The 21,930-nt window shown below is 58.7% G+C and carries 20 protein-coding genes; 13 read left to right on the top strand and 7 right to left on the bottom strand.

Annotation, left to right across the window (positions count from 1 at the left end; translation table 11 throughout):
* Window positions 1–4: 4 nt before the first annotated feature.
* From T18_RS13335 to T18_RS13325, 3 genes are read left to right on the top strand one after another with little or no spacing between them, the layout of a single operon-like run.
* Complete coding sequence (locus T18_RS13335; RefSeq protein WP_004431155.1) at window positions 5–937, top strand: carbohydrate ABC transporter permease; 933 nt, start codon at window positions 5–7, stop codon at window positions 935–937.
* On the top strand, window positions 927–1,769 hold the full coding sequence (locus T18_RS13330) for a carbohydrate ABC transporter permease (RefSeq protein WP_035200343.1): 843 nt from the start codon (window positions 927–929) through the stop codon (window positions 1,767–1,769). The genes T18_RS13335 and T18_RS13330 overlap by 11 nt, the downstream gene beginning before the upstream one ends.
* Window positions 1,770–1,787: 18 nt before the next feature.
* A complete protein-coding gene (locus tag T18_RS13325; RefSeq protein ID WP_038495286.1) occupies window positions 1,788–2,840 on the top strand; it encodes an ABC transporter ATP-binding protein in 1,053 nt (350 codons plus the stop codon).
* A 108-nt stretch (window positions 2,841–2,948) separates the two neighbouring features.
* Here T18_RS13325 and T18_RS13320 read toward each other — a convergent pair whose 3' ends face one another.
* From T18_RS13320 to T18_RS13305, 4 genes are read right to left on the bottom strand one after another with little or no spacing between them, the layout of a single operon-like run.
* Window positions 2,949–3,686 carry an ABC transporter ATP-binding protein gene (locus T18_RS13320; protein WP_038495288.1) on the bottom strand — a complete coding sequence of 246 codons (738 nt, stop codon included), beginning with the start codon at window positions 3,684–3,686 and terminating at the stop codon, window positions 2,949–2,951.
* On the bottom strand, window positions 3,683–4,528 hold the full coding sequence (locus tag T18_RS13315; protein ID WP_038495291.1) for an ABC transporter ATP-binding protein: 846 nt from the start codon (window positions 4,526–4,528) through the stop codon (window positions 3,683–3,685). The genes T18_RS13320 and T18_RS13315 overlap by 4 nt, the downstream gene beginning before the upstream one ends.
* Window positions 4,515–5,414: an ABC transporter permease gene (locus tag T18_RS13310; RefSeq protein ID WP_038495294.1), complete on the bottom strand. Its 900-nt coding sequence runs from the start codon at window positions 5,412–5,414 to the stop codon at window positions 4,515–4,517. The genes T18_RS13315 and T18_RS13310 overlap by 14 nt, the downstream gene beginning before the upstream one ends.
* Entirely contained in the window at window positions 5,411–6,439 is a 1,029-nt protein-coding gene (locus T18_RS13305; protein WP_038495297.1) for an ABC transporter permease, read from the bottom strand. Before T18_RS13305 ends, T18_RS13310 begins: the two co-directional genes overlap by 4 nt.
* Window positions 6,440–6,644: 205 nt before the next feature.
* Here T18_RS13305 and T18_RS13300 point away from each other — a divergent pair, with 205 nt between their 5' ends.
* The 9 genes from T18_RS13300 to ligD all read left to right on the top strand — a co-directional run bounded on the left by T18_RS13300 (window position 6,645) and on the right by ligD (window position 18,651).
* A complete protein-coding gene (locus tag T18_RS13300) occupies window positions 6,645–7,358 on the top strand; it encodes a FadR/GntR family transcriptional regulator (protein WP_004431172.1) in 714 nt (237 codons plus the stop codon).
* Window positions 7,359–7,425: 67 nt separating this feature from the next.
* On the top strand, window positions 7,426–8,406 hold the full coding sequence (locus T18_RS13295; RefSeq protein WP_013761138.1) for a mannonate dehydratase: 981 nt from the start codon (window positions 7,426–7,428) through the stop codon (window positions 8,404–8,406).
* A 116-nt stretch (window positions 8,407–8,522) separates the two neighbouring features.
* Window positions 8,523–10,061, top strand: coding sequence for an ABC transporter substrate-binding protein (locus tag T18_RS13290; RefSeq protein ID WP_370953851.1), 1,539 nt, complete (start codon window positions 8,523–8,525; stop codon window positions 10,059–10,061).
* 241 nt (window positions 10,062–10,302) lie between these two features.
* Window positions 10,303–11,406, top strand: coding sequence for a hypothetical protein (locus T18_RS13285; protein ID WP_038495300.1), 1,104 nt, complete (start codon window positions 10,303–10,305; stop codon window positions 11,404–11,406).
* Window positions 11,407–11,591: 185 nt separating this feature from the next.
* A complete protein-coding gene (locus tag T18_RS13280) occupies window positions 11,592–13,931 on the top strand; it encodes an EAL domain-containing protein (RefSeq protein WP_038495303.1) in 2,340 nt (779 codons plus the stop codon).
* 199 nt (window positions 13,932–14,130) lie between these two features.
* Window positions 14,131–15,024: an SDR family oxidoreductase gene (locus T18_RS13275; protein WP_038495923.1), complete on the top strand. Its 894-nt coding sequence runs from the start codon at window positions 14,131–14,133 to the stop codon at window positions 15,022–15,024.
* Between the two features lie 19 nt (window positions 15,025–15,043).
* Window positions 15,044–15,328, top strand: coding sequence for a hypothetical protein (locus tag T18_RS13270; RefSeq protein WP_038495306.1), 285 nt, complete (start codon window positions 15,044–15,046; stop codon window positions 15,326–15,328).
* A complete protein-coding gene (locus T18_RS13265; protein WP_038495309.1) occupies window positions 15,325–16,155 on the top strand; it encodes a Ku protein in 831 nt (276 codons plus the stop codon). The genes T18_RS13270 and T18_RS13265 overlap by 4 nt, the downstream gene beginning before the upstream one ends.
* 3 nt (window positions 16,156–16,158) lie before the next feature.
* Window positions 16,159–18,651: a DNA ligase D gene (gene ligD, locus T18_RS13260; RefSeq protein WP_038495311.1), complete on the top strand. Its 2,493-nt coding sequence runs from the start codon at window positions 16,159–16,161 to the stop codon at window positions 18,649–18,651.
* A 3-nt stretch (window positions 18,652–18,654) separates the two neighbouring features.
* On the opposite strand, the gene T18_RS13255 is transcribed toward ligD, so the two are convergent.
* From T18_RS13255 to T18_RS13245, 3 genes are all read right to left on the bottom strand, one after another.
* Window positions 18,655–19,446 carry a Ku protein gene (locus T18_RS13255; protein ID WP_004431193.1) on the bottom strand — a complete coding sequence of 264 codons (792 nt, stop codon included), beginning with the start codon at window positions 19,444–19,446 and terminating at the stop codon, window positions 18,655–18,657.
* 97 nt (window positions 19,447–19,543) lie between these two features.
* Window positions 19,544–20,548: an inorganic phosphate transporter gene (locus T18_RS13250; protein WP_004431194.1), complete on the bottom strand. Its 1,005-nt coding sequence runs from the start codon at window positions 20,546–20,548 to the stop codon at window positions 19,544–19,546.
* Window positions 20,548–21,192: a DUF47 domain-containing protein gene (locus T18_RS13245; protein ID WP_038495314.1), complete on the bottom strand. Its 645-nt coding sequence runs from the start codon at window positions 21,190–21,192 to the stop codon at window positions 20,548–20,550. Before T18_RS13245 ends, T18_RS13250 begins: the two co-directional genes overlap by 1 nt.
* Before the next feature lie 113 nt (window positions 21,193–21,305).
* On the opposite strand from T18_RS13245, the gene T18_RS13240 reads away from it, so the two are divergent.
* A complete protein-coding gene (locus T18_RS13240; protein WP_038495316.1) occupies window positions 21,306–21,848 on the top strand; it encodes an NUDIX hydrolase in 543 nt (180 codons plus the stop codon).
* Window positions 21,849–21,930 lie beyond the last annotated feature (82 nt).

Below are 21,930 nucleotides of genomic sequence, written 5' to 3'. Positions count from 1 at the left end.
AGCCATGGCTGTCGCGCAGGAGATTACCCGTCCCCGGCATCGCCCTGCATCGGCGTTCTGGACCATCGCGCGGCGCGACAGTCTCGCTGGCTTTCTGTTCATCGCCCCGCAGCTGATCGGGATCATCATCTTCGTGCTGATCCCGCTGGGGCTAGTGTTCTGGTATTCGCTGCATGAGTGGAACGTGCTCGCCAATACCTTCACCTATACCGGTGCGCAGAACTACCGGATGCTCATCGAAGACGGCAATCTTCTGGAGGTGCTGGGCGCGACCGGGATATTCTCCGCCGGCCTCGTCGTGTTCAACCTGTCGCTGGCGCTGCTGCTTGCCGTGCTGCTTAACCAGAAGCTTGCCGGCATAGCGATATTCAGAACGCTGTTCTTCTCGCCCGTCGTCGTGTCTCTCGTTGCCTGGACGATCGTCTGGGGTTTCCTGCTGCAGAAGAACGGCGGCATCAACGGCATGTTGCTGATGGTCGGCATCGAAGGCCCCAACTGGCTGCGCGAGGAGACGACAGCGATGATTTCGGTCATCGTCGTACAGGTCTTCAAGAATGTCGGGCTCAACATGATCCTGTTTCTGGCGGCACTTCAGGGCGTGCCGAAGGAACTCTACGAGGCCGCCCGCATCGACGGCGCGCCAGCCTTCAAACAGTTCCGTCGCATTACCCTGCCGCTGATCAGCCCGACGATCCTGTTGACCTCGATCATCACCATTGTCGGCTCGTTACAGGTTTTTGCTCAGATCGCTGTTTTGACCCAGGGCGGGCCGGGTCTGTCGACCACGGTGCTGGTCTACTACCTCTATCAGCAGGCCTTCCAGTTCCATTTCTTCGGTTACGGCTCGACGCTGTCCATCCTGCTGTTTCTGATCGTTGCCGTGCTGACCTTTGCCCAATGGCAGATGCGCAAGAGGATCGTCTTTTATGAAAGCTGACCTTTCCCCCCGCATGCAGGTGGCGCTCTACGGGTTGCTGTGCGTGCTGCTTGTCCCCTTCGTCTTTCCAACCTGGTGGATGGTTACCTCCTCCATCAAGCCCATAAGCGACATCTTCGCCTTCCCACCGCAGCTCATACCGCAGAGCCACGACTGGACGACCTATGCGAAGGTGTTCGAGTTGCAGCCCTTCGTGCGGCAATATTGGAACTCCGCCTACATTGCCGCTGTGGTGACGATCGGCACGATGATCATCTCCTCAATGGCAGGCTATGCCTTCGCACGGATCCGGTTTCCGGGCGCCAATGTGATCTTCATGATCGTGCTGCTTGGCCTGCTGATCCCGTCCGAAGTGACGATCGTGCCGCTCTTCCAGATGTTCCTGAAGGCAGGCATGGTCAACACCCACTGGCCGCTGATCCTCGTGCCGATTTTCGGGGCGCCAAGCGTGTTTGCCACCTTCGTCATGCGGCAGTTTTTTGTGACGCTGCCGGGCGAGCTGGAAGAGGCGGCGCGTGTCGACGGTCTCGGGCGTTTCAAGATTTTCCGCAAGATCGCGCTGCCGCTCGCCAAACCGGCGCTGGCGTCGGTCGCAATCTTCACCTTCCTGCATTCCTGGAACCTGTTCCTCGAACCCATCGTCTTTCTCTCCAGCGCCGAGATGTTCACGCTGCCGCAGGCGCTGACGCAATATACCGACGCCTATGGCGGGCCGATGTGGAACATCCAGCTTGCCGCAGCGACGCTGACTGCGCTGCCCGTGCTCATCGTCTTCGTGATTGCCCAGAAGCAGTTTGTCGAAGGCCTCGCCCATACCGGCCTCAAGGGCTGAAGAACCGGAAACCGATTGATGGCTCACGTTACTCTCTCCGACATCCGCAAAAGCTATGGCGCGGTGAAAACCATTCACGGCATCGATCTCGCCATTAAGGACGGCGAGTTTGTTGTGCTTGTCGGGCCTTCCGGCTGCGGCAAGTCGACCCTGTTGCGGATGATAGCCGGTCTCGAAACGATTACCGGCGGAGAGCTCAGGATCGGCGAACGGGTCGTCAACGATCTCGATCCCAAGGACCGCGATATTGCCATGGTGTTCCAGTCTTATGCCCTATATCCGCATATGACGGTGGCCAGCAATATGGGCTTTTCGCTGGAGCACCGCGGCTCGAGCAAGCAGGAAATTTCTGAAAAGGTGAACTGGGCAGCGGATATTCTTGGCCTTGCGCAGCTGCTCGACCGTTATCCGCGCCAGCTCTCCGGCGGCCAGCGCCAGCGTGTCGCGATGGGCCGCGCCATTGTTCGCAATCCACAGGTGTTCCTGTTCGATGAGCCCCTGTCAAACCTTGATGCGAAGTTGCGCGTCGTCATGCGCGGCGAGATCAAGGCGCTGCACCAGAAGCTGAAGACCACCACGATCTATGTGACGCACGACCAGGTCGAGGCGATGACGATGGCCGACAGGGTCGTGGTTCTCAATGGCGGCAGGGTCGAGCAGATCGGCACGCCGCTCGAACTTTACGACCGCCCGGCAAATCAGTTCGTTGCGGGCTTCATCGGTTCGCCATCGATGAACTTCCTGACCGGCGCGATAACTGAAAGAGGTTTTGAAACCGCAGGTATCGTGTTGCCCTTGCCAGTTTCCGCGGCCGGCTTTGCCGGCAAACAGGCCGTTTACGGCATCCGCCCGGAACACTTCCTGCTTGATGCCGGCGGCGTGCCTGCCGAGATAATGCTGGTTGAACCATTAGGATCGGAAACGCAGGTCACCATGAAACTCGGCGATACCAAGGTACTCGGCGTCTTTCGGGAACGCGTAGGGCAGGCAGTCGGCGACAGCATCATGGTCTCGCCGACACTTAACTGCGTCCATCTGTTTTCGAGTGAAGACGGAGCACGGCTGATCTGATCACGGGGCCATCTGCCTTTTGCGCGGGCCGACGGCCTGATCAGATACTGGACTGCCAGGGAAAGCCTCGCAGTCCAGCTGTTCCAATGGCTCACCCCATGACGGCTTTCAAAGAAAGCTGCTTTCGAAGAGTTCGCCTGAATAGGCCGCGTGGGTGATGCCCGCTTCAAGATCGGCCTTAGTCAACTCATCGACAAAAACACCATTCTGCATGACCAGAACGCGGTCGCACATATGGGCTATAACCGACAGGTCGTGGCTGACGAGAACGAAGGTGAGGTTCTGCTCGTCGCGCTGATCGGCCAGCAGGTTCAGGATTTCCGCCTGAATGGAGACGTCGAGAGCGGATGTCGGCTCGTCGAGAAGCAGGATCGGCGGCTCGAGGATAAGCGCGCGGGCGATCGCAACACGCTGACGCTGGCCTCCGGACAGTTCGTGCGGGAAGCGCTCGGCAAAATGCGCGGGCAGGCCAACCTGCTGCAGCGCAGCCGGAACCTTCGACCAGCCGTCACCAAGCCCCATGGAGCGGATCGGTTCGGCAAGAGCCCGGCCGATGCGGTGGCGTGGGTGCAGGGAACCATAGGGGTCCTGGAACACCATCTGGGCCAGCTTCAGCTCGTCGCGGCTGCGGACTTTGCCTACAGGGTTGCCTTCGAAAGAGATCGATCCGGTCCAGCCGGATTCCAGGCCGGCAAGCGATCGCAGCAATGTCGACTTGCCGCAACCGCTTTCGCCAACAATGCCGAGTGTCTCGCCTCGGTTGACCCGAAAGCTGACGTCGCGCACGACGTGATTGCGGTTTTCCTTCGTGCCGTAGACGACATCAAGCTTGTCTACCGTGATCATCGCATCACCTCCGCATCGATTGCCTGGCGATCCAGCACCTTGAGGCGCCGGACCGGATTGCGGGGATCGGGCATGGCCGCGATCAGGCCCCGCGTATAGGGGTGTTGCGCATCTTCGAGCTTGGAAAGCGTCTCCACGACGCGTCCGCCATACATGACCAGCACGCGTTCGCAAAAGGCTGCGACCATGCGGATATCGTGACTGATGAGGATGAGGCCTGAATTGTTTTCGCGCACCATCTCGTCCAGAAGCAGAAGGACATCCTTGCGGACGCTGACATCGAGTGCTGAGGTCGGTTCGTCGGCGATGACCAGCTTGGGTTTGGCAAGCAGCATCATGGCGATCATCACGCGCTGTCCCATGCCGCCTGAAATCTGGTGGGGAAAAAGCCCCATCACGCGGTCAGGATCGTTGATGCGCACGCGCAGCAGCATGTCGCGCGCGGCATTTCTGGCTGCCTTGCCCTTGAGGGCCAGATGCAGCTCGGCCGCTTCCGCCACTTGCTTTCCGATCGGCAGGACCGGATTAAGGGAATAACGCGGGTCCTGCATGATGAGCGCCATCTCGCTGCCGCGGATCGCACCCATCTGGCGCTCGGATTTTTCAAGCAGGGGTTCGGAGAGGAAATCCATCCGTTCTGCCGTCACCGTGGCGCTCTTGGGCAGAAGGCGCATGGCGGCACGGCCGGTCGTGGACTTTCCGGACCCGGATTCGCCGACGATACCGACACGCTCGCGTCCGACGTCGAAGTTGACATTGGAGACGGCGGGGATGGCGTTGCGGCCAAAGCGAACGTTAAGGTCGCGGACCGAAAGAATGGGAGAGCTATCAGGAACGGGCATGACGCGGATCCAGTAGGTCGCGCAGCGTATCGCCAGCGATGTTGAAGGCAAGGCTCGTCAAAAGGATCGCGATGCCGGGCATGACGGCGACCCACCAGTAATCGAGCATGAATTTACGGCCGCTGGAAATCATCGCCCCCCATTCGGGAAGCGGCGGCTGCGCGCCAAGACCGAGGAAGCCAAGCGAGGCGGCCGTCAGGATGATACCGGCCATATTCAACGTCAGTCTGACGATAACCGAAGGAATGCACATCGGCGCGATATAAAGAAACAGGATGCGCATCGGCGAGGCCCCATAGAGGCGTGCGGCCGCAACATAGTCGGTGTTGCGCACGACCAGCGCTTCGGCCCGCGCCAGACGCGCGATGGGCGGCCAGGCGGTCAGCGAGATCGCGATGATTGCGGTGCCGAGACCGGCTCCCATTGCAGCAGCAAAGGCAAGTGCCAGAACGAGCGAAGGGAAGGAAAGGACAATATCGGTCGCACGCATCAGAATGGCGTCGGTTCGGCCGCCGAAGAAACCGGCCATAACCCCGATTGCAAGCCCGATAGGGCCGACGATGATCGAGACCGACAAGACGGTCTGGATCGTGATGCGGGTGCCATAGACGAGGCGGCTGAAAATGTCGCGGCCAAATTCGTCGGTCCCCGCCAGATGCGCCCAGCTGGGAGGCTGAAGCGCATTGTCGAGCACCTGGCGCACCGGATCATATGGCGCAATCAGGGGAGCGAAAATGGCAACCACGACCAGAATGGCGAGAATGGCAAAGCCGAACATTCCAAGCGGCTCGTCGCCAAGCTTCCGCAGCGTCCGCGCCGTCGTTGTGGATATCCGAGACAATGCGCTGCGGCTCCGCACGGGAGTGTTCTGAGTTATATCGGTCATCGAGCGACCTCCCGTGTCCGCGGGTCAAGCGTGGTGTAGGCCACGTCTGCGAGGAAGTTGAGCATCATGAAGATGAAGCCGATGACGATCGTGGCTGCGAGGATCGCATTCATGTCACCGATAAGCAGTGCGTTCGTCATGTATTGTCCGATGCCGGGCCAGGAAAAGACGATTTCGGTCACAACGGCGCCTTCCAGCAGGTTGCCATAGGAGATGGCGAGAACAGTGATCAGCTGCACCGCGATATTCGGCAGTACATGGCGGGTTACGGTGCGCGCCGGGCTGACGCCTTTCGCACGCGCCGCAATCACATAATCCTGGCTGAGTTGTTCGAGGGTGAAGGCGCGGGTCATGCGGGTGATGTAGGCCATTGCCATATAGGCAAGGATGATCGCCGGCAGCATGATATGCGCGAGCGCGTTCCAGAAAATCTCTGTCTCACCTGCGAGAAGAGTGTCGACCAGCATCAGCCCTGTTCTCGGCTCCACGAGGCCTTCGTAAAAGACGTCCACGCGACCGGGCCCGGCGACAAGGTTGAGATTCGCATAAAAAATCACGAGCCCGACGATACCGAACCAGAATACGGGTATCGAATGCCCCACCAGCGCAAAGACACGTGCGAACTTGTCGATGAACGTGTCGCGAAACAGGGCCGCGGCGAGACCGAGCGGGACGCCGATGACGGTGGAGATGATGATTGCCAGCGTTGCAAGCTCAAGCGTCGCCGGGAAGGCTTGCGCCAGGTCCCGCGTTACAGGGTTTCCGGTCAGAATAGCTATACCGAAATCGCCGTGCAGCAGGCCGCGGAGATAGATGAAAAACTGCTGGTAGAGAGGGAGATCAAGCCCAAGCCGAGCCCGCATGGCTTCATAGGCCTTGGGATCTGCAAGCTCACCGACGATTGCCCCGACCGGATCGGTCGGCATCACCCGGCCAATGATGAAGGTGATGCAGAGCAGGATGAAGAGACTGACGATAAGTTGCAGGAAGCGATGTCCAAGCCCGCGCAATGAAATTTCAGTCATCGCAAATCGCACTTCCACGGGAAGACGCTGTCAGCGATGCCACTTTTTGAACGGCTCGCCGCAGACGAGCAATTCTACCCTGCAAAAACTTTTGATGGTACTTCATCCCAACTCCTCCCTGAGCTAACATGAAAACATATGACGTAACGCCACGTCATCATATGAGTAACGAAGGGATTCGTTTTCTGCAAGAGGGAAGAGTGGCATGATGGGCGATAGGGAAAAGCCGCGGGAGCGGCGGGCACAACAGATCATCGATAATCTCAGTGCAGAAATTCGCAGTGGAAAACTGAAGAACGGCGATCAGCTTCCCACGGAACCGCAGCTTGAGCGCACCTACGGCGTGAGCCGCACAGTGGTTCGCGAGGCGATCGCGGATCTGCGCTCTTCCGGCTATGTCATTCCCATCCACGGCAAGGGCGTGTTCGTCAGCAATGTCAGCGAGTGGGCGGGTGTGAAGCTGACGCAATCCGAAGTTGGCACAATTGCAGAAACGCTGGAAATGCTTGAATTTCGGCTCGCAACCGAAGGCGAAGCAGCGGCAATTGCCGCCTATCGCCGCACAGCCCAGCAGGAGGCGGCAATTTCCGCAGCCCATCGGAAAATGGGCCGGGCCATCGATGCCGGCGAAAGCACCGTCAGTGCCGATTACGAGTTTCACACGGCCATTGCGATAGCGACCAACAACCGGTTCTATCTCGAGGCACTGCGCCAGTTCGGGTCACGCTCGATACCGCGCGGTCAGTTTCCAACCCTGCCGGAGACGGGCGACGCGGATTATCTGCGCAAAGTGCAGGCCGAGCATGAGGCAATCCTGCGCGCCATCGTAGAGCAGGATCCGGATGCCGCGCGGAAAGCCATGCGCGATCATATGCTTGCGAGCCAGCGTCGATACAGGTTGCTTTCCGAGGCGCAATAGCATCTCGACACTCATCTTATTTCGTGCGATGTCATATGATGACTAGCATGGAGTGAGGAGAGAATCGATGTATGTCGGCACCCAGGTGACAGCGCGCGATGACGAGGATTTCAAGGTTTGGGCGCAGCTTGGCGTCAAGAATATCAACGCCGATCCGCCTGGTGCACCCGCAAGCTGGACCTTTGAGGATTTTGAGCGTCACCGTGACAAGGTCGAGAGCTTTGGCCTCGTGCTCGACATGGTGCAATTGCCGTTGCCATCAAGGCCGATCGAACAGGCGTCGTTTCCCGATATCCTGCTTGCCGGGCCAGAGCGCGACCGGCAGATCGATGCCGTCTGCAGGATGATTGAGGATATCGCCAGGGCCGGCATCCCGGCGGCGAAATACAACCTCAATCTCATCGGCATCCCGCGCACTGAAATGGAGCGTGGGCGCGGTGGTTCGCTCAATGAAGCCTGGCGATGGGACAAGGCGGACCACGACGCGGCTCCGGGCCTTGCCGGTGTTCTATCCGAGGACGAAAACTGGGAACGCATCGACTATTTCCTCGAACGCGTGGTGCCGGTTGCCGAAAGCAACAAGGTCCGGCTCGCCTGCCATCCGCATGACCCCTACACCCCGCCCGGCTACAAGGGTGTCACCCGGGTGCTCGGCACAGTCGAGGGCCTGAAGAAATTCGTGCAGATGCGGGAAAGCCCCTATCACGGCCTGAATTTCTGCCAGGGATCGATCGGCGAGATGCTCGACAATCCGCGCGAGGAGATCGACGAGATCATCCGCTGGTTTGGCAGCCGCGACAAGATATTCAATGTCCATTTCCGCAACATCAGCGGCGGCAAGCTGTCGTTCATGGAAACGTTTCCCGACGAGGGTGACATGGACATGGTCCGTTCGCTGAAGCTCTACCATGAACTCGGCTATCGCTACATGATCATGCCCGATCATGTGCCGACGATTGCGGGCCGCGATCCCGTCGGTGTCGCCTTTGCGTTTTGCTACGGCTACATCGCCGCGCTCATCGAGGCGCTCAACAACAACCATCTTTGACTGTTTCAGGCCGGTTGGCGCACGTGGCGCTGCCGGCTTGCAATTACCGATCTGTAGGAGGAGCAGGTATGAAAAAATCAATGATCCGTCTCGCATTCACCACCGTTCTGGGCGCCATGTTGGTGCAGGCGTCGCCGGTGGCGGCCAAGACCCCCAACGACCAGCTCGTCGTCGGGACATCGCTGGCCCAGGTGCTTTCGCTAGACCCCCATCAGGCTACCGAAGCGAAAGCCAACGAAATCATGGCCAATCTTTACGATCGGCTGATCTCGGTCGATGGCTCGGGGAAGGTTTCGCCGCAGCTGGCAGAGCGCTGGGAGACAGATGACAAGGGCATCACGTTTCATCTTCGGGCCGCCAACTTTGCCTCGGGCAATCCCGTTACCTCTGCAGATGTGGTCTATTCGTTCAGCCGCCTTTTGAAGATGAATCAGGCGGCGGCCGCCAACCTCAAGCGCGTCGGTTACAACGCGGAAAATGTCGACAAGCTGGTGAGCGCCCCGGACGAAAAGACGGTCCGTATTGAACTGTCAGGGCAAACGACATCCGAACTGCTGCTCTATCGTCTGGCGATGGTCATTGCCAGCGTTGTCGACAGCAAGGAGCTCAAGTCCCATGAAGTTGACGGCGACTGGGGCAATGCGTGGCTGAGAACAAATTCCGCCGGTTCAGGACCCTTCACCCTCAATCGCTGGTCGCCGAACGAAATCATCATTCTTGAGGCCAACAAGGACTATGTGGCTGGCAGCCCGAAAATGCGTCGCGTGATCGTGCGGCATGTACCGGAAAGCCAAGTGGAGCGCCTGATGCTGGAGCGAGGCGACATCGACATTGCCAGCGCGCTGACGGCATCCGACCTTGCGACCTTCAACAACAAGGAAGGTTTTCAGATCCAGCGCGTGCCGACGGGTGGTTTCTACGTCCTGTCCATGAATGCGGGCAAGGAGCCTCTTTCCAACCCCAAGGTTCGCGAAGCAATTGCTTACGGCATCGACTACAAGGGAATGGAAAAGACCATCATGGGCCCCTATGGCAGGGCGCGCACGGTGCCGGTTCCGGAGAATTTCGAATATGCCATTCCAAGCCCCGACTGGAAGCTTGATGTCGAGAAAGCGAAATCTCTTCTGAAGGAAGCCGGTTATGAGAATGGCTTCACGCTTAATCTGAAGACAATTGCCCAAACGCCGCGCATCGATCTTGCTACGGCCATCCAGGCATCGCTGAGCCAGGTCGGTATCAAGGTGAACATTCAGCAGGGTAACGGTTCGGATGTGATTGCCGCTCACCGTGCGCGAGACTTCGATCTGCTCATTCCGCAGACGGGCGCCTATATGCCCAACGTCCTCGGCTCGATGGAGCAGTTCTCCAGTAACCCCGACAACTCGCTTGCTGCCAACAATGCCGGCAATTTCGTCTGGCGCTCTGCCTGGGACATTCCGGAACTGACGGCTCTGACCGCAAAGGCTTCCCTTGAGCCCGATGCCAAGAAACGTGGGGAAATCTACACCCAGATGCAGGAAATGTTCGTCGCGCAGAAGCCAGCGGTTCTGCCTCTCTTCGAGAGATACGAGCCGATCGTTTTGACGTCGCGCGTCAAGGATTATGTCGGTCACCCAAGCCAGACGACGCGACTGGAAAACGTGACGAAGCAGTGACTGCGAACCACTAGACGGAAAACATGTGACGGGCGGTGAATTTACCGCCCGTTTTTTTGTGGGTCCCCCGACTGCTTGCCAATTAAGACAGGGCCGCCGTGCGAACTATTACGCCCGCATCCTTGAATTCTTGGGGTTTTCGCGATGGCTCTAGCGGGTTAGACCGTGCAGCGATCGACCCTTTCCCAGAGCGGGATTCCCAAACCCCGCTCGCTCACATTCCACTAAATGCGTTGGCACCATGAGCTTCCCACAAATAAAACTTCCCGCAAGGCCGCTCAGTTTGAAGCGCGGTGTCATTTCGGTACCGGCGGCCTATTATTTCTCCATTCCCGTGCTGCTGGTGATTACAGTCGTCCTGCTCGTGGCCGAAGGCCCGGGTGTGTTGCGCGACTATCAGATCAGCCGCGACCCGCTGGAGATCGAAAGCGGCGATATCAACGGCAGTTGCAAGACCCGCAAGGCGATCTTCACGAATTGCGAAGCGGAGCTTTCCTACGACCATGGCGGTGTGACCTACAAGAAGGATGTCGAGGTCATGTTCGTCGATTTCCATACAGGTGACTATGAAACCGGTCTGGTCATTTCGGCGAAGAATCCCGAACTTGCAACGATTTCACTTGGCCTCGATATGCTCTGGAACCGGATCATAACCCTGGGCGTGTTCGTTGCCCTGCTTGGTTTTGGCTGTTTCGCACTGCTGCTTACGCTTATCCGCACCTTGCGGGCTCGTCTGCGTCTGCGGCACCCGGCGCCATTGACTGTTATTCCGGTGGCGCTGACGGCGGTCGCCGAAAAACGCAGCCGTCTCTTCGTGACCTATGCCGATACGGTCAGGGAAGGGAAGACGAAGAGGCAATCCTTTACCTACCTAGAGAGAGGGCGAATCCCGGTCGTCGTTGGCCACACCGGCAAACACGATGTCGCACTGGCGGTCTGGCACGGTGAAACCCCGCTGCCCGTTCTGCTTGACGATCGGCTGGAGCGAATTGACCTATCGGAACAGGAAAGAGCGGAAGCACTTGCCTCGCTCGAACCGGTGCTTGCGAACCGTGGGCAGGAGGGCGTATCCGCCCCCGGCGCGGCGGTGACAAAGGCCCCAAGCCTTGCGCGACGGCTGGCAACGTTCGTTGCAATTGTCGCCTTTATCGTCGTTGCAACCTTGGGGTACTGGCTGTGGTACGTCACCAGCGCGCCTTCGCAATTCAACTCTCCGGGCATGGACCTCAACAACATGATGCCCGCGGCGCTCAACGAGTGGGGCTGCGCGCGTCTGCAGGAGCGTTTTGCTGATGGTCCGGCACCTTTCGGTTGTGCCGGGGACGATTTTCGAAGCTGGAAATAAAGGCTTTCTCTCTTGGCGTTTATCGGGCCGGTCGCAAGAGCTTTATGGGCTGGCGCGTCGGCCCGGCGTCTCCTGGCTCTTTGTCGATGAGATCGATCAATTATCCAAAGTTGCATTAGAGATTTATAAATAAACCAACTCCATAGTGCGATCGTGGGCGGTTCTCGAGGCTGGGAGAGTGCATCATGTTCACGGTTCTGGAATGCGTTTCGGTACAACACGATCATGCGATCGTACTGCTTGCAGCGGTTATTTGCCTGCTTGGCATGCATGCTTTTTTCCATTTGTTGTTGCGTGCGGAAGAAAGCCCGGCTGGCCGCAAGCCTTATTGGGTGCTGGTTGCCGCCTTTGCAGCGGGGCTCAGCGTCTGGGCTACGCATTTCGTTGCCATGCTTGCTTATAAGGGTTCAGTCCCGATCGGCTTTGATTTCCAGTTCACGGCGCTGTCGGCGGTTCTGGCCGTTCTGGGGTTCTGGCTGGCGCTTAGGGCGCGCTCGCAGGCGAGCTACAGTCCCGTTATCGTCGGAACGCTGGTTACCCTTTCGGTTGCCGTCATGCATTTCGTCGGCATGGCGGGCATGGATGTGGCCGCCACGATCAGCTATCGCTGGGGCCCCGTTTTTGGTGGCTTTGCTGTTGCCTGGGTATTTTTTCTGCTGGCCTTTTTCCTGTTCCTTCGTTCCGCCGCATGGAAACGCATCGTCATTCCGGCCGGATGTTCGATCTTGGCAATCTGCGCTTTGCATTTCACCGCCATGTCGGCCACGATCCTGTCGCCGGATCCGTCCGTCGCTGGCCCGGATCCCGACAATCTCGCCAGAGTGATCATGATTGCTGCCGTTTCGGGCGTGACTTTCCTGGTCCTCGCAGCCACTGCCACCGCCGCTCTCGTTGACCGTTACCTTGTCGATCTCAAGGGGCTTGTGGATGCGACGCTGGATGGTCTTGCCGTGGTCCGTGATGGCCGCATTGTTGAGCTGAATACCCGTTTCGCCGGGCTTGTCGGCAGCGATGAGGCATCGCTGATGGGTAAAAATCCAGATGATCTCTTCAAGGCCATGGACGGACAGCCCACCTATCTGCCGCGCCTCGCGCCGGTTGAGGCAATCCGCGAACGCACCGACCGGCCGCAGGTGTTCGAGCTTGCCGTGCGCACCATCGAGTATCGCGGCCATCCTTGCGAAGTGCTGGCCATTCGCGACCTGACGGAAAAGCGGGAGGCGCAAAGGGAGATCGAATATCTGGCCCGCCACGATGTGCTGACCGGCCTTTCGAACCGCACCATGTTCCAGGCGCGGCTGCACCAGCAGATCGAACATTGCGACGCGGAGGATGAGTTTGCCTTGCTGGCGCTCGATCTCGACCGGTTCAAGGCGGTCAACGACATTTTCGGCCATGCCGAGGGCGACCGGGTGCTGAAAAAAGTTGCGACCATCCTCGATGAATGCGCAAGGCCGGGAGATATCGTCGCCCGTCTCGGGGGCGATGAATTCGTTATCCTGACTGCCCGGCACACCAAATCGGAGGAGGCACGTCTGCTTGCCGAGACAATCCTTGCCATGTTCGGGTTGAAAATGAATGCGGCCAACGACCCGACCGCTGTCGGCGTCAGCATCGGCATCGCCGTCTTTCCGCGGGACGGGAACAGCAACGAAAGCATCTTGCACGCCGCTGATCTGGCGCTTTACCGCGCCAAGATGGGTGGGCGCGGAATATTGTCCTTTTATGATCCCCTGATGGATCAGGAGGCCCGCGAGCGCCGCCAGCTCGAAACTGATCTGCGACTCGCCATCAACCGCAACGAATTGGTGTTGAACTATCAACCTGTCCTTTCCGTCGAATGTGGTCAGGTCGTCGGTTATGAGGCGCTGGTACGCTGGCAGCATCCGACACGGGGTGTCGTACCTCCGGATGTCTTCATTCCGATTGCAGAGGAAAGCGGGATCATTATCTCGCTCGGCGAATGGGTGCTGCGCGAGGCCTGCCGCCAGGCGAGCACCTGGGCGCCGCACCTGAAAATCGCTGTCAATGTTTCACCATTGCAGTTTTCGCTCGCAAATCTCGGCCATGTCGTCTGCACGGTTCTCATGCAGTCCGGCCTTTCGCCGAACCGGCTGGAACTCGAGATCACCGAAGCCGCGTTGCTGAAGGACCGCAAGGCGACGCTGATCATCCTCAACCAGTTGAAGGCGCTGGGTGTGGCCATCGTCATGGATGATTTCGGCACCGGTTATTCCTCGCTTAGCAACTTGCAGAGCTTCCCCTTCGACAAGATCAAGATCGACCGCAGCTTCATCGCCGCCATGAGCGAGGATGATAATGCCCGCGCCATCGTGCGCGCGGTGATCGGCCTCGGTCGCAGCCTCGATCTGCCAGTGACGGCGGAGGGTATCGAAACCGACGCGCAATATCGCATGGTTGTCGATGAAGGTTGCGCGCAGGCGCAGGGTTATCTCTTCGGCAGGCCGGATGTGGCTCCTGCCGCGGCGGCAAGTACGGGCAAGCGGAAGAAACATTCCGTCTGAAAGAGGAGTGCGGCGGGTGATGCCGTCGTAATTCCATTCTCCTACGCCAATGGAACGAGAGCGAACGCAGATCGTTAGGATTGTGTGTGGTGCGTCCGTGTCGCCACCGCCGCAGCCGGCGGCAGCCCTGACCTTCCGATGAGGAATTCGCTGGTCATGAGACGCACCAAGGATGGAATTCTATCTCTGGGAGAAACCAATGACAGACCGCCTTGAGCCGCAGGACCCGCGCAACCAGTATCCGCGCCCGCCCTTTTCAACGCCGACTCAGGAAATGCCGGGGCTGGTCACGAACATGATGCCTTTCCCTGATCATGGTGAAAAGACCTATCGCGGCAGCGGCAAGCTTGCCGGGCGCAAGGCGCTCATAACCGGCGGTGATTCCGGCATCGGTCGCGCCGTGGCAATCGCCTTTGCGCGAGAGGGTGCAGATATCGCGATATCCTATCTGCCGGAGGAAGAATCGGACGCCGAAGAGGTGGTAGCACTTATCGAAGCGGAAGGCCGCGTGGCGGTCGCCTTACCCGGAGATATTACCGATGAGGCATGGTGCCGCGAACTGGTTGAAAAAGCGGTAGGTGATCTCAACGGCCTCGATATTCTGGTGATCAATGCCGCGAGACAACAATATCGCGAGGGTATCGCCGAGCTGTCGACTGAAGATTTCGACCGCACGATGAAGACCAATCTCTACGCGCTGCACTGGATTGCGCAGGCCGCCGTCCCTTATCTGGAGCCCGGATCATCGGTAATCACCACCGCATCTATACAGGCCTATGAGCCGTCTCCCATTCTTCTTGATTATGCCACTACGAAAGCCGGCATCGTTGCCTATACGAAAGCGCTCGCCAAACAGCTTATCGAAAAGGGCGTTCGGGCAAATGTCGTCGCGCCTGGTCCGTTCTGGACGGTTTTGCAGCCAAGCGGCGGGCAGCCGGACGAAAAGGTCAGGAATTTCGGCAAGGACAGTGATTTCGGCCGTCCAGGCCAGCCTGTGGAACTGGCACCGGTCTATGTGCTGCTGGCTTCGCAGGATGGCAGCTTCATCAATGGCGAGGTCTATGGTGTTACCGGAGGCCGGGGCATTGCCTGATCGGCTTTGAGGACTTGACATGAAACGACAGACAGAACGTTCAGACAGAGATGTGAAGCCCTTCGATGTCCGCGACCGGCTGATACTGGCGCTTTATGCGCAGCTGAAGGCCGAGCGGCAAACGCGCGAAGCCATGGAATGGGTCATCCGCAATGGCGGGCTTTCGCCGGAGGTGCTGGAGGCGATGGCATCCGACCCTGTCCCGGTGCTGGCCGATGCGGACGTTCCCGCTATCGAGTGCATCCTTGCTGCGGACCGGGGCAGAGGCCAATCCTCTCAAGACGACCATGGGCGGCCATCATGAACCGGAGGGCGAGCTGGAAGGGTCATCTGACATTCGGCGATTTCACATGTGAAATCGGTCTCTATTCCGCGCTCACTTCATCGGAAAAGATCTCCTTCAACATCGTCAACCGAAAGACCGGCCATCGCGTCGAACGGCAATATGTCGATAGCGATACCGGCGACGCTGTCGACCGCGAGGATCAGGTTAAGGGATATGAACTCGACAATGGCGACCATATCGTCATCGAGGGAGATGAGATCGCAACGCTGATGCCGGAAAACGACAAGGTCATCCGCATCAGGCATTTTCTGAGCCACGACGAGATCGACAAGCTCTATTTCGACAAATCCTATTATCTGGCGCCGACGCAGGAAGGTGGCGAAGAGGCTTTGACGCTGCTGGCAAAAGCCATGGACGACGAGAAGGTCTCGGCACTTGGCGAAGCGGTACTCTTTCGCCGAAACCGCGTGCTGTTGATCCGTCCAAGCGGCAAGGCGCTCGTGGCGACGACCTTGAATTTCGGCTACGAGGTTCGCTCGCAAACCACCGTTTTCAAGTCCATTCCCGATATTCAGTTCGATGAAGAGATGCTTGAACTCGCCGGTCACATCATCGGGAAACGGGCAGGCACATTCGATCCCGCGGAATATACCGATCGTTACAATGATGCGCTGGCGGAACTGGTGAAGGCGAAGATCGAGGGCAGGGAAATCAGCAAACAGCCGCCGCGCAAGCAAGATAACATCATCGACTTGAAGGAGGCTTTGCGCCGCAGCGCCGGTGACTGCGACAGCGGAAAATCTACCGCTGGTGCGGGGCGCAAATCCTCCCGGAAAGCGAGCTGATCCATGGGTTTGCAGAGCTATAACGCCAAGCGCAGTTTCGACAAGACGCCGGAGCCGAAGGGCGACAAGGTCGATGCGCAGGGATCGAGTTTCGTCATACAGAAGCACGATGCCCGCCGACTGCATTACGATTTCCGGCTGGAGATGGACGGCGTCCTTAAAAGCTGGGCGGTAACCCGCGGGCCGAGCCTTGACCCGGAGGACAAGCGCCTTGCGGTCCACGTCGAGGACCACCCTCTAAGCTACGGCGACTTCGAAGGCGTAATCCCGAAAGGTCAATATGGCGGCGGCACCGTCATTCTTTGGGATCGTGGTGTCTGGCGCCCGATTGGCGACGCGAAGAAAGGCTACCGCAAAGGCCATCTCGAATTCGAACTGGAGGGCGAAAAGCTTAAAGGCCGCTGGCATCTTGTACGTATGCATGGAAAGCCCGGTGAAAGCCGTGAAAACTGGCTGCTGATCAAGGGCGACGACGAAGAGGCAAGGCATGATGGCGGCGCCGATATTCTGGAGGAGCGGCCGGAATCCGTGAAGACTGGCCGAAGTGTTGAAGAAGTTGCCGCCAAGCCGAAAGACACCTGGAATTCGAAGCCCGTATCGAAAAAGACCGTTAGTTCCTCCTCGGGCCAAAAACAGGCGCATGCCCTTCCGAAAGGTGCCCGCAAACAGGCGCTGCCATCCTTCGTGCCGCCGGCACTTGCGACGCTGAAACCCAAGCCACCGGAAGGCTCCCGCTGGCTGCATGAGATCAAGTTCGACGGCTATCGCCTGCAGGTCCGTATCGACCACGGCAAACTCCAGCTTCTGACCCGTAGCGGACTGGACTGGACCGAAAAGTTCGGCGATGCCGTGGCTCGAGCGCTCAAGTCGCTGCCGGTCGAAACACTGATGATCGACGGCGAAATCGTGGTGGAACGGGACAGCGGCGCCTCGGATTTCTCTGCCTTGCAACAGGACTTGAGCGAAGGGCGCAGCGACCGCTTCGTTTTTTATGCCTTTGATCTCCTTTATCTGGATGGCACGGATTTGCGCGGGGCGGCGCTGACGGATCGCAAGGCGCTACTGGAAAAGCTGCTGCCCGCCAGCAACCCGCATCTTCGCTACAGCGAACATTTCGAGGAAAGCGGCGGGCTTGTTCTCGATCATGCCTGCCGCCTCAGCCTCGAGGGCGTTGTCTCCAAGGTCAAGGACAGCAAATACGTCTCTGGCCGCAAGGGTAACTGGGTGAAATCCAAGTGCTCGATGCGACAGGAGTTCGTCATCGGCGGCTATACGCTTTCCTCCGCGTCGGACAATGCCATCGGCTCACTGGCGCTCGGCGTTTATGAGGAAGGCAAGCTGCGTCATGTCGGCCGAGTCGGCACCGGCTATACCGCTGACATTGCCGAAATGCTGCTTGGCCGCCTGAAACCGCTGGGCATCGATGATAGCCCTTTCGGCGAAAAGCTCACGGCACTTGCGCGCCGCGACCTGCATTTCGTCAAGTCGGAACTGGTTGCAGAAGTGGAGTTTCGCGCCTGGTCCGGAGATGGCAATCTGCGCCATGCATCATTCCGCGGCTTGCGGGAAGACAAGCCGGCGGGCGAAATCGAACGCGAGGATAAAGCCGTGTCGGAACAAGGGACGCCGCAGTCAAAGATCAAGTTCACCCATCCGGAACGGCTTTATTGGCCGGACGATGGCGTGACCAAGGAAGGGCTTGCCGATTATTACACGCAGGTCTGGCGCTATATGGCCCCCTTTGTCGTCAACCGGCCTCTGGCGCTGCTGCGTTGTCCTGAAGGGATCGATGGTCAGCGTTTCTTCCAGAAACACGCCTGGCGCGGTGTGAACAAGGCGATAGAACAGATCAAGGATCCGAAGGACAAGGGCGGCGAACCGCTTATCAGGATTACGGATTTCGATGGCATGATGGCCCTGGTCCAGTCCGCTGCGCTTGAAATTCACCCATGGGGGGCGACAACCGCGAACTGGGAAAAGCCTGACATGATCACCATGGATATAGACCCCGGCGAGGACGTGTCATGGCAGGAGGTAATCGATGCGGCACTGGAACTGAAGCGGCGTTTCGAAGATGCCGGTCTGGCCGCTTTCGTGAAAACCTCCGGCGGCAAGGGGTTGCATGTCGTGGCACCTTTGAAACCGGAAGCGGGATGGCCGGCCTTGAAGGCCTTTGCAAAGACCATGGCGGATGACATGGCCAAGGCGGAGTCGGAGAAATATCTTGCGGTGGCAACCAAAGCGAAACGCCAGGGTCGCATCTTCCTCGACTATCTGCGTAATGGCAGGGGCAATACGGCTGTTGCGCCCTATTCGACACGTGCCCGACCGGGAGCCGCCATTTCAGCGCCAATCGAATGGGCGGAACTCTCAGATGAGATAGGTCCGGCACACTTCACGGTCAGCAATATCGGCGCGCGCCTTTCTGCCCTGAAGAAGGATCCATGGGACGGCTTTTTCGCTGCCGCGCGACCCCTGCCGAAAAAGGCCCGATAAGCGTCAGCCCTTCTTGTCCGAGGCAAGGCTTTTCTTCAAGGCATCCATGATGTTGATGACATTGCCGCCGGTCCGGGTTTTCGTGCCGGTCTTCTTTTCCGGGGAAGAGACGGTCTTGCTCTTGGTTTTCAGCAAAGCGCTGATCTTTTTCTGGATCGGATCCTGCACCAGCGCCGGTTTCCATCCCGTCATCTGTTTGCCGATGCGTTTTTCCATCGCGTCCAGCAGCGGCTTTTCGATTTTCATCTTCGGGTCTAGCGCGTCGATGCTTTCGCGCACTTCCTCGCCATAGTGCAGGGTCCACAGAATGATGCCCTTGCCCGACGGTTCTAGCAGAACCGCTCTTTCGCGGCGATAGAGAACAAGCCGGGCAATACCGACGACGCCGTTTGCCCGCATGGCTTCCCGGATCACGCTGAAGGCTTCCGTGCCGATCTTGTCTTCCGGGCGCAGGAAGTGCGGCCGGTCGTACCATATCCAGTCGATAGAACCTGTGGGTACGAAGGTCTGGATGTCGATGGTGCGGGTGCTTTCAAGCGCGACCGCATCGATCTCGTCATCCTCCAGCAACACATAATCGTCTTCGGCGCGGGGAAACCCCTTCACCTGGTTCTTTGCGGCCACCGGCTTGTGGGTAACGCTGTCGACATAGCGGCTTTCGACGCGATTGCCGGTTTTGCGGTTGAGAACGTGAAAGCGGTATTTGTTGCTTTCGGTTGTGGCAGGCGTCAGCGAAACTGCGGCCGTCACCAGCGACAGCTTCAGATAGCCCTTCCAGAAAACCTGCCGTGCCATGATCCGCGATCCGCCTCGTCGCTTGCTGTCTCCCGGATTAACAACCACAGGGTGGCTTTTGTTCCGGGAGCTTTGGCAGATAGGGCGGGTCTCTGTCTCAGCCGAAAAGCGATGTAAGACCATAGACAGATGCGGATATCAGGGCAGCGGCCGGCATGGTCACGACCCAGGCAATGACGATATTGCCCGCAAGGCCCCAACGCACCGCCGAGACGCGACGCGCGGCACCGACGCCGATGATGGCGCCGGTGATCGTATGGGTGGTGGACACCGGAATGCCGAGCCACGTCGCGCCGAAAAGTGTCAGCGCACCGCCGGTTTCGGCGCAGAACCCCTGCATCGGGTTCAGCCTGGTGATTTTCGACCCCATGGTGTGCACAATGCGCCAGCCGCCGAACAGCGTACCGAGCGCCATGGCCGACTGGCACGAGATCACCACCCAGAACGGCACGTAGAAGCTCTCTCCGAGATGCCCCTGGCTGAACAGCAGCACGGCGATGATGCCCATGGTCTTCTGTGCATCATTGCCGCCGTGGCCGAGCGAATAGAGCGAGGCGGAAATGAACTGCATGATGCGGAAGGTGCGATCCACGGCGAAGGGTGTCTGGCGCACAAACAGCCACGACACGGCAAGCACCAGCAGCAGTGCCAGGAAAAAGCCGATGGCCGGCGACATGAAGATCGCGCCCACGGTTTTCAGAAGACCCGACCAGACGATGGAATTGAAACCGACCTTGGCAAAGCCCGCACCGACGAGACCGCCGATCAAGGCATGTGACGAGCTGGAAGGAATGCCGAAGATCCAGGTGACGATATTCCAGACGATGGCGCCCATCAATGCCGCGAAGATGACCTGCGGGGAGACGATGGCAGGATCGATGATGCCGGTGCCGAGCGTTTCGGCCACATGCAGGCCGAAGAACAGGAAGGCGATGAAATTGAAAAAGGCCGCCCATGCCACCGCATATTGCGGGCGCAATACACGGGTGGAGACGATGGTTGCGATGGAATTTGCGGCGTCGTGGAGACCGTTCAGAAAATCGAAGAACAGCGCGATGGCGATAAGGCCGACAAGCAGCGGCAGTGCAAGCGCGACATCCATCAGACGTTCTCGATAACGATGCCGCTGATCTCGTTCGCCACGTCCTCGAAGCGGTCGACGACCTTTTCGAGTTCGCCGTAGATCTCGCTGCCGATCATATAGGCCATGGCATTGCCGGTCGCACCATGGCGCCGGAAGAGGTCCTTCAGGCCCTGGTCATGAAGCTCGTCGGAGCGCCCTTCGACGCGGGTGACCTCTTCGGCAATCACCGACAGGCGCTGGGCATTGGTGCCGACCTTTTCCAGAAGCGGGATGGCTTCGGCGACGAGGTTTGCCGCACGTACGATCTCGTGGCCCATCTCGCGCATCAGCGGGTCGAATTCGGTTTGCTCGAACAGCCGGATCGTCTTGACGGTCTTGTGCATCATGTCGATGGCGTCATCCATGGACTGGATGAGGTCCTTGATATCGCCACGATCAAAGGGCGTTATGAAGCTGCGGCGCACGGCAAGCAGAACGTCGCGGGTAATATCATCCGCCTGGTCTTCGAGGGCGACGATAAGGTCGCAGTTTTTCTCGACGTCGACGCCGCTCAGAAGGTGGTCCAGAGCTGCGGCGGCTTTGACGACCGTTTCCGAATGTTTGCTAAACATGTCGAAGAAACGGTCCTCGCGCGGCATCAGCTTGCGAAAAATGCTCATCATGCGAATTGGCCCTCAATGGCGCTTTATTAGTTGTGGGGGGTGATTGTCATAAAACTGTCATAAATGCACGCGGGGCATTGATGCAACCCGGAAAATCGGCAGTATCAACGGATATGAAATCCACGAAGAAAAGCCGGAAAGCCCGTCCGGCGCGTTCCCTGACATTGCTTCAGCAACTTGCTGCGGTTCCCGAAAAGCTGTTCACCGGCTCTTTCCGGCAGCAATATGCCGCCTTATGCTTCCGTTATACCGGAAGCGGCGAAGAGATCGAAATCCTCGTCGTCACCTCCCGCACCAGCGCACGCTGGATCATTCCGCGCGGCTGGCCGATGAAACGCAAGAAGCCGCATGAGGCTGCCGCGATCGAAGCGTGGGAGGAAGCGGGCGTTCGTGGCCGCGTGAGGAAGGACGCCGTTGGCCGCTACACCTATCTCAAGATGCTTGACAATGGCGATGTCGTTCCGTGCGTTGTCGATGTCTTCCAGATCGAGATCACCGGGGAGGAAACGAGTTTCAAGGAGCGCGGCGAACGCCTTCTGGAATGGGTTCGCCCGGACGAGGCAGCAAGGCGCGTCCGGGAAATCGAACTGAAATCGCTTCTGGTCGACTTCCGCCCTAGGGGGAAGAGGAAACGCCTGACCGAGGAAAAGTCCTGACTGCAGTGTTGACTGGTCGAAATTAGGAAAGCCAGATGCCGTGATGGGCCGGCGTCTCATGAGTAGCCAGCTCTGTGGCTGC

Source organism: Rhizobium sp. TBD182 (assembly GCF_001950375.1).
Classification (GTDB): Bacteria; Pseudomonadota; Alphaproteobacteria; order Rhizobiales; family Rhizobiaceae; genus Agrobacterium; species Agrobacterium tumefaciens.
The sequence above is the reverse complement of the archived record's forward strand: the minus strand, read 5'-3'. Positions and strand labels throughout refer to the sequence as shown.

Excerpts from the sequence above, each read along its gene's own strand:
- T18_RS13300 (WP_004431172.1), top strand. The coding sequence starts at position 6,645 with ATGATGGGCGATAGGGAAAAGCCGCGGGAGCGGCGGGCACAACAGATC.
- T18_RS13335 (WP_004431155.1), top strand. The coding sequence starts at position 5 with ATGGCTGTCGCGCAGGAGATTACCCGTCCCCGGCATCGCCCTGCATCG.
- T18_RS13330 (WP_035200343.1), top strand. The coding sequence starts at position 927 with ATGAAAGCTGACCTTTCCCCCCGCATGCAGGTGGCGCTCTACGGGTTG.
- T18_RS13285 (WP_038495300.1), top strand. The coding sequence starts at position 10,303 with ATGAGCTTCCCACAAATAAAACTTCCCGCAAGGCCGCTCAGTTTGAAG.
- T18_RS13310 (WP_038495294.1), bottom strand. The coding sequence starts at position 5,414 with ATGACCGATATAACTCAGAACACTCCCGTGCGGAGCCGCAGCGCATTG.
- T18_RS13245 (WP_038495314.1), bottom strand. The coding sequence starts at position 21,192 with ATGATGAGCATTTTTCGCAAGCTGATGCCGCGCGAGGACCGTTTCTTC.
- T18_RS13255 (WP_004431193.1), bottom strand. The coding sequence starts at position 19,446 with ATGGCACGGCAGGTTTTCTGGAAGGGCTATCTGAAGCTGTCGCTGGTG.
- T18_RS13315 (WP_038495291.1), bottom strand. The coding sequence starts at position 4,528 with ATGCCCGTTCCTGATAGCTCTCCCATTCTTTCGGTCCGCGACCTTAAC.
- ligD (WP_038495311.1), top strand. The coding sequence starts at position 16,159 with ATGGGTTTGCAGAGCTATAACGCCAAGCGCAGTTTCGACAAGACGCCG.
- T18_RS13250 (WP_004431194.1), bottom strand. The coding sequence starts at position 20,548 with ATGGATGTCGCGCTTGCACTGCCGCTGCTTGTCGGCCTTATCGCCATC.
- T18_RS13265 (WP_038495309.1), top strand. The coding sequence starts at position 15,325 with ATGAACCGGAGGGCGAGCTGGAAGGGTCATCTGACATTCGGCGATTTC.
- T18_RS13280 (WP_038495303.1), top strand. The coding sequence starts at position 11,592 with ATGTTCACGGTTCTGGAATGCGTTTCGGTACAACACGATCATGCGATC.
- T18_RS13275 (WP_038495923.1), top strand. The coding sequence starts at position 14,131 with ATGACAGACCGCCTTGAGCCGCAGGACCCGCGCAACCAGTATCCGCGC.
- T18_RS13295 (WP_013761138.1), top strand. The coding sequence starts at position 7,426 with ATGTATGTCGGCACCCAGGTGACAGCGCGCGATGACGAGGATTTCAAG.
- T18_RS13290 (WP_370953851.1), top strand. The coding sequence starts at position 8,523 with ATGTTGGTGCAGGCGTCGCCGGTGGCGGCCAAGACCCCCAACGACCAG.
- T18_RS13320 (WP_038495288.1), bottom strand. The coding sequence starts at position 3,686 with ATGATCACGGTAGACAAGCTTGATGTCGTCTACGGCACGAAGGAAAAC.
- T18_RS13240 (WP_038495316.1), top strand. The coding sequence starts at position 21,306 with ATGAAATCCACGAAGAAAAGCCGGAAAGCCCGTCCGGCGCGTTCCCTG.
- T18_RS13325 (WP_038495286.1), top strand. The coding sequence starts at position 1,788 with ATGGCTCACGTTACTCTCTCCGACATCCGCAAAAGCTATGGCGCGGTG.
- T18_RS13270 (WP_038495306.1), top strand. The coding sequence starts at position 15,044 with ATGAAACGACAGACAGAACGTTCAGACAGAGATGTGAAGCCCTTCGAT.
- T18_RS13305 (WP_038495297.1), bottom strand. The coding sequence starts at position 6,439 with ATGACTGAAATTTCATTGCGCGGGCTTGGACATCGCTTCCTGCAACTT.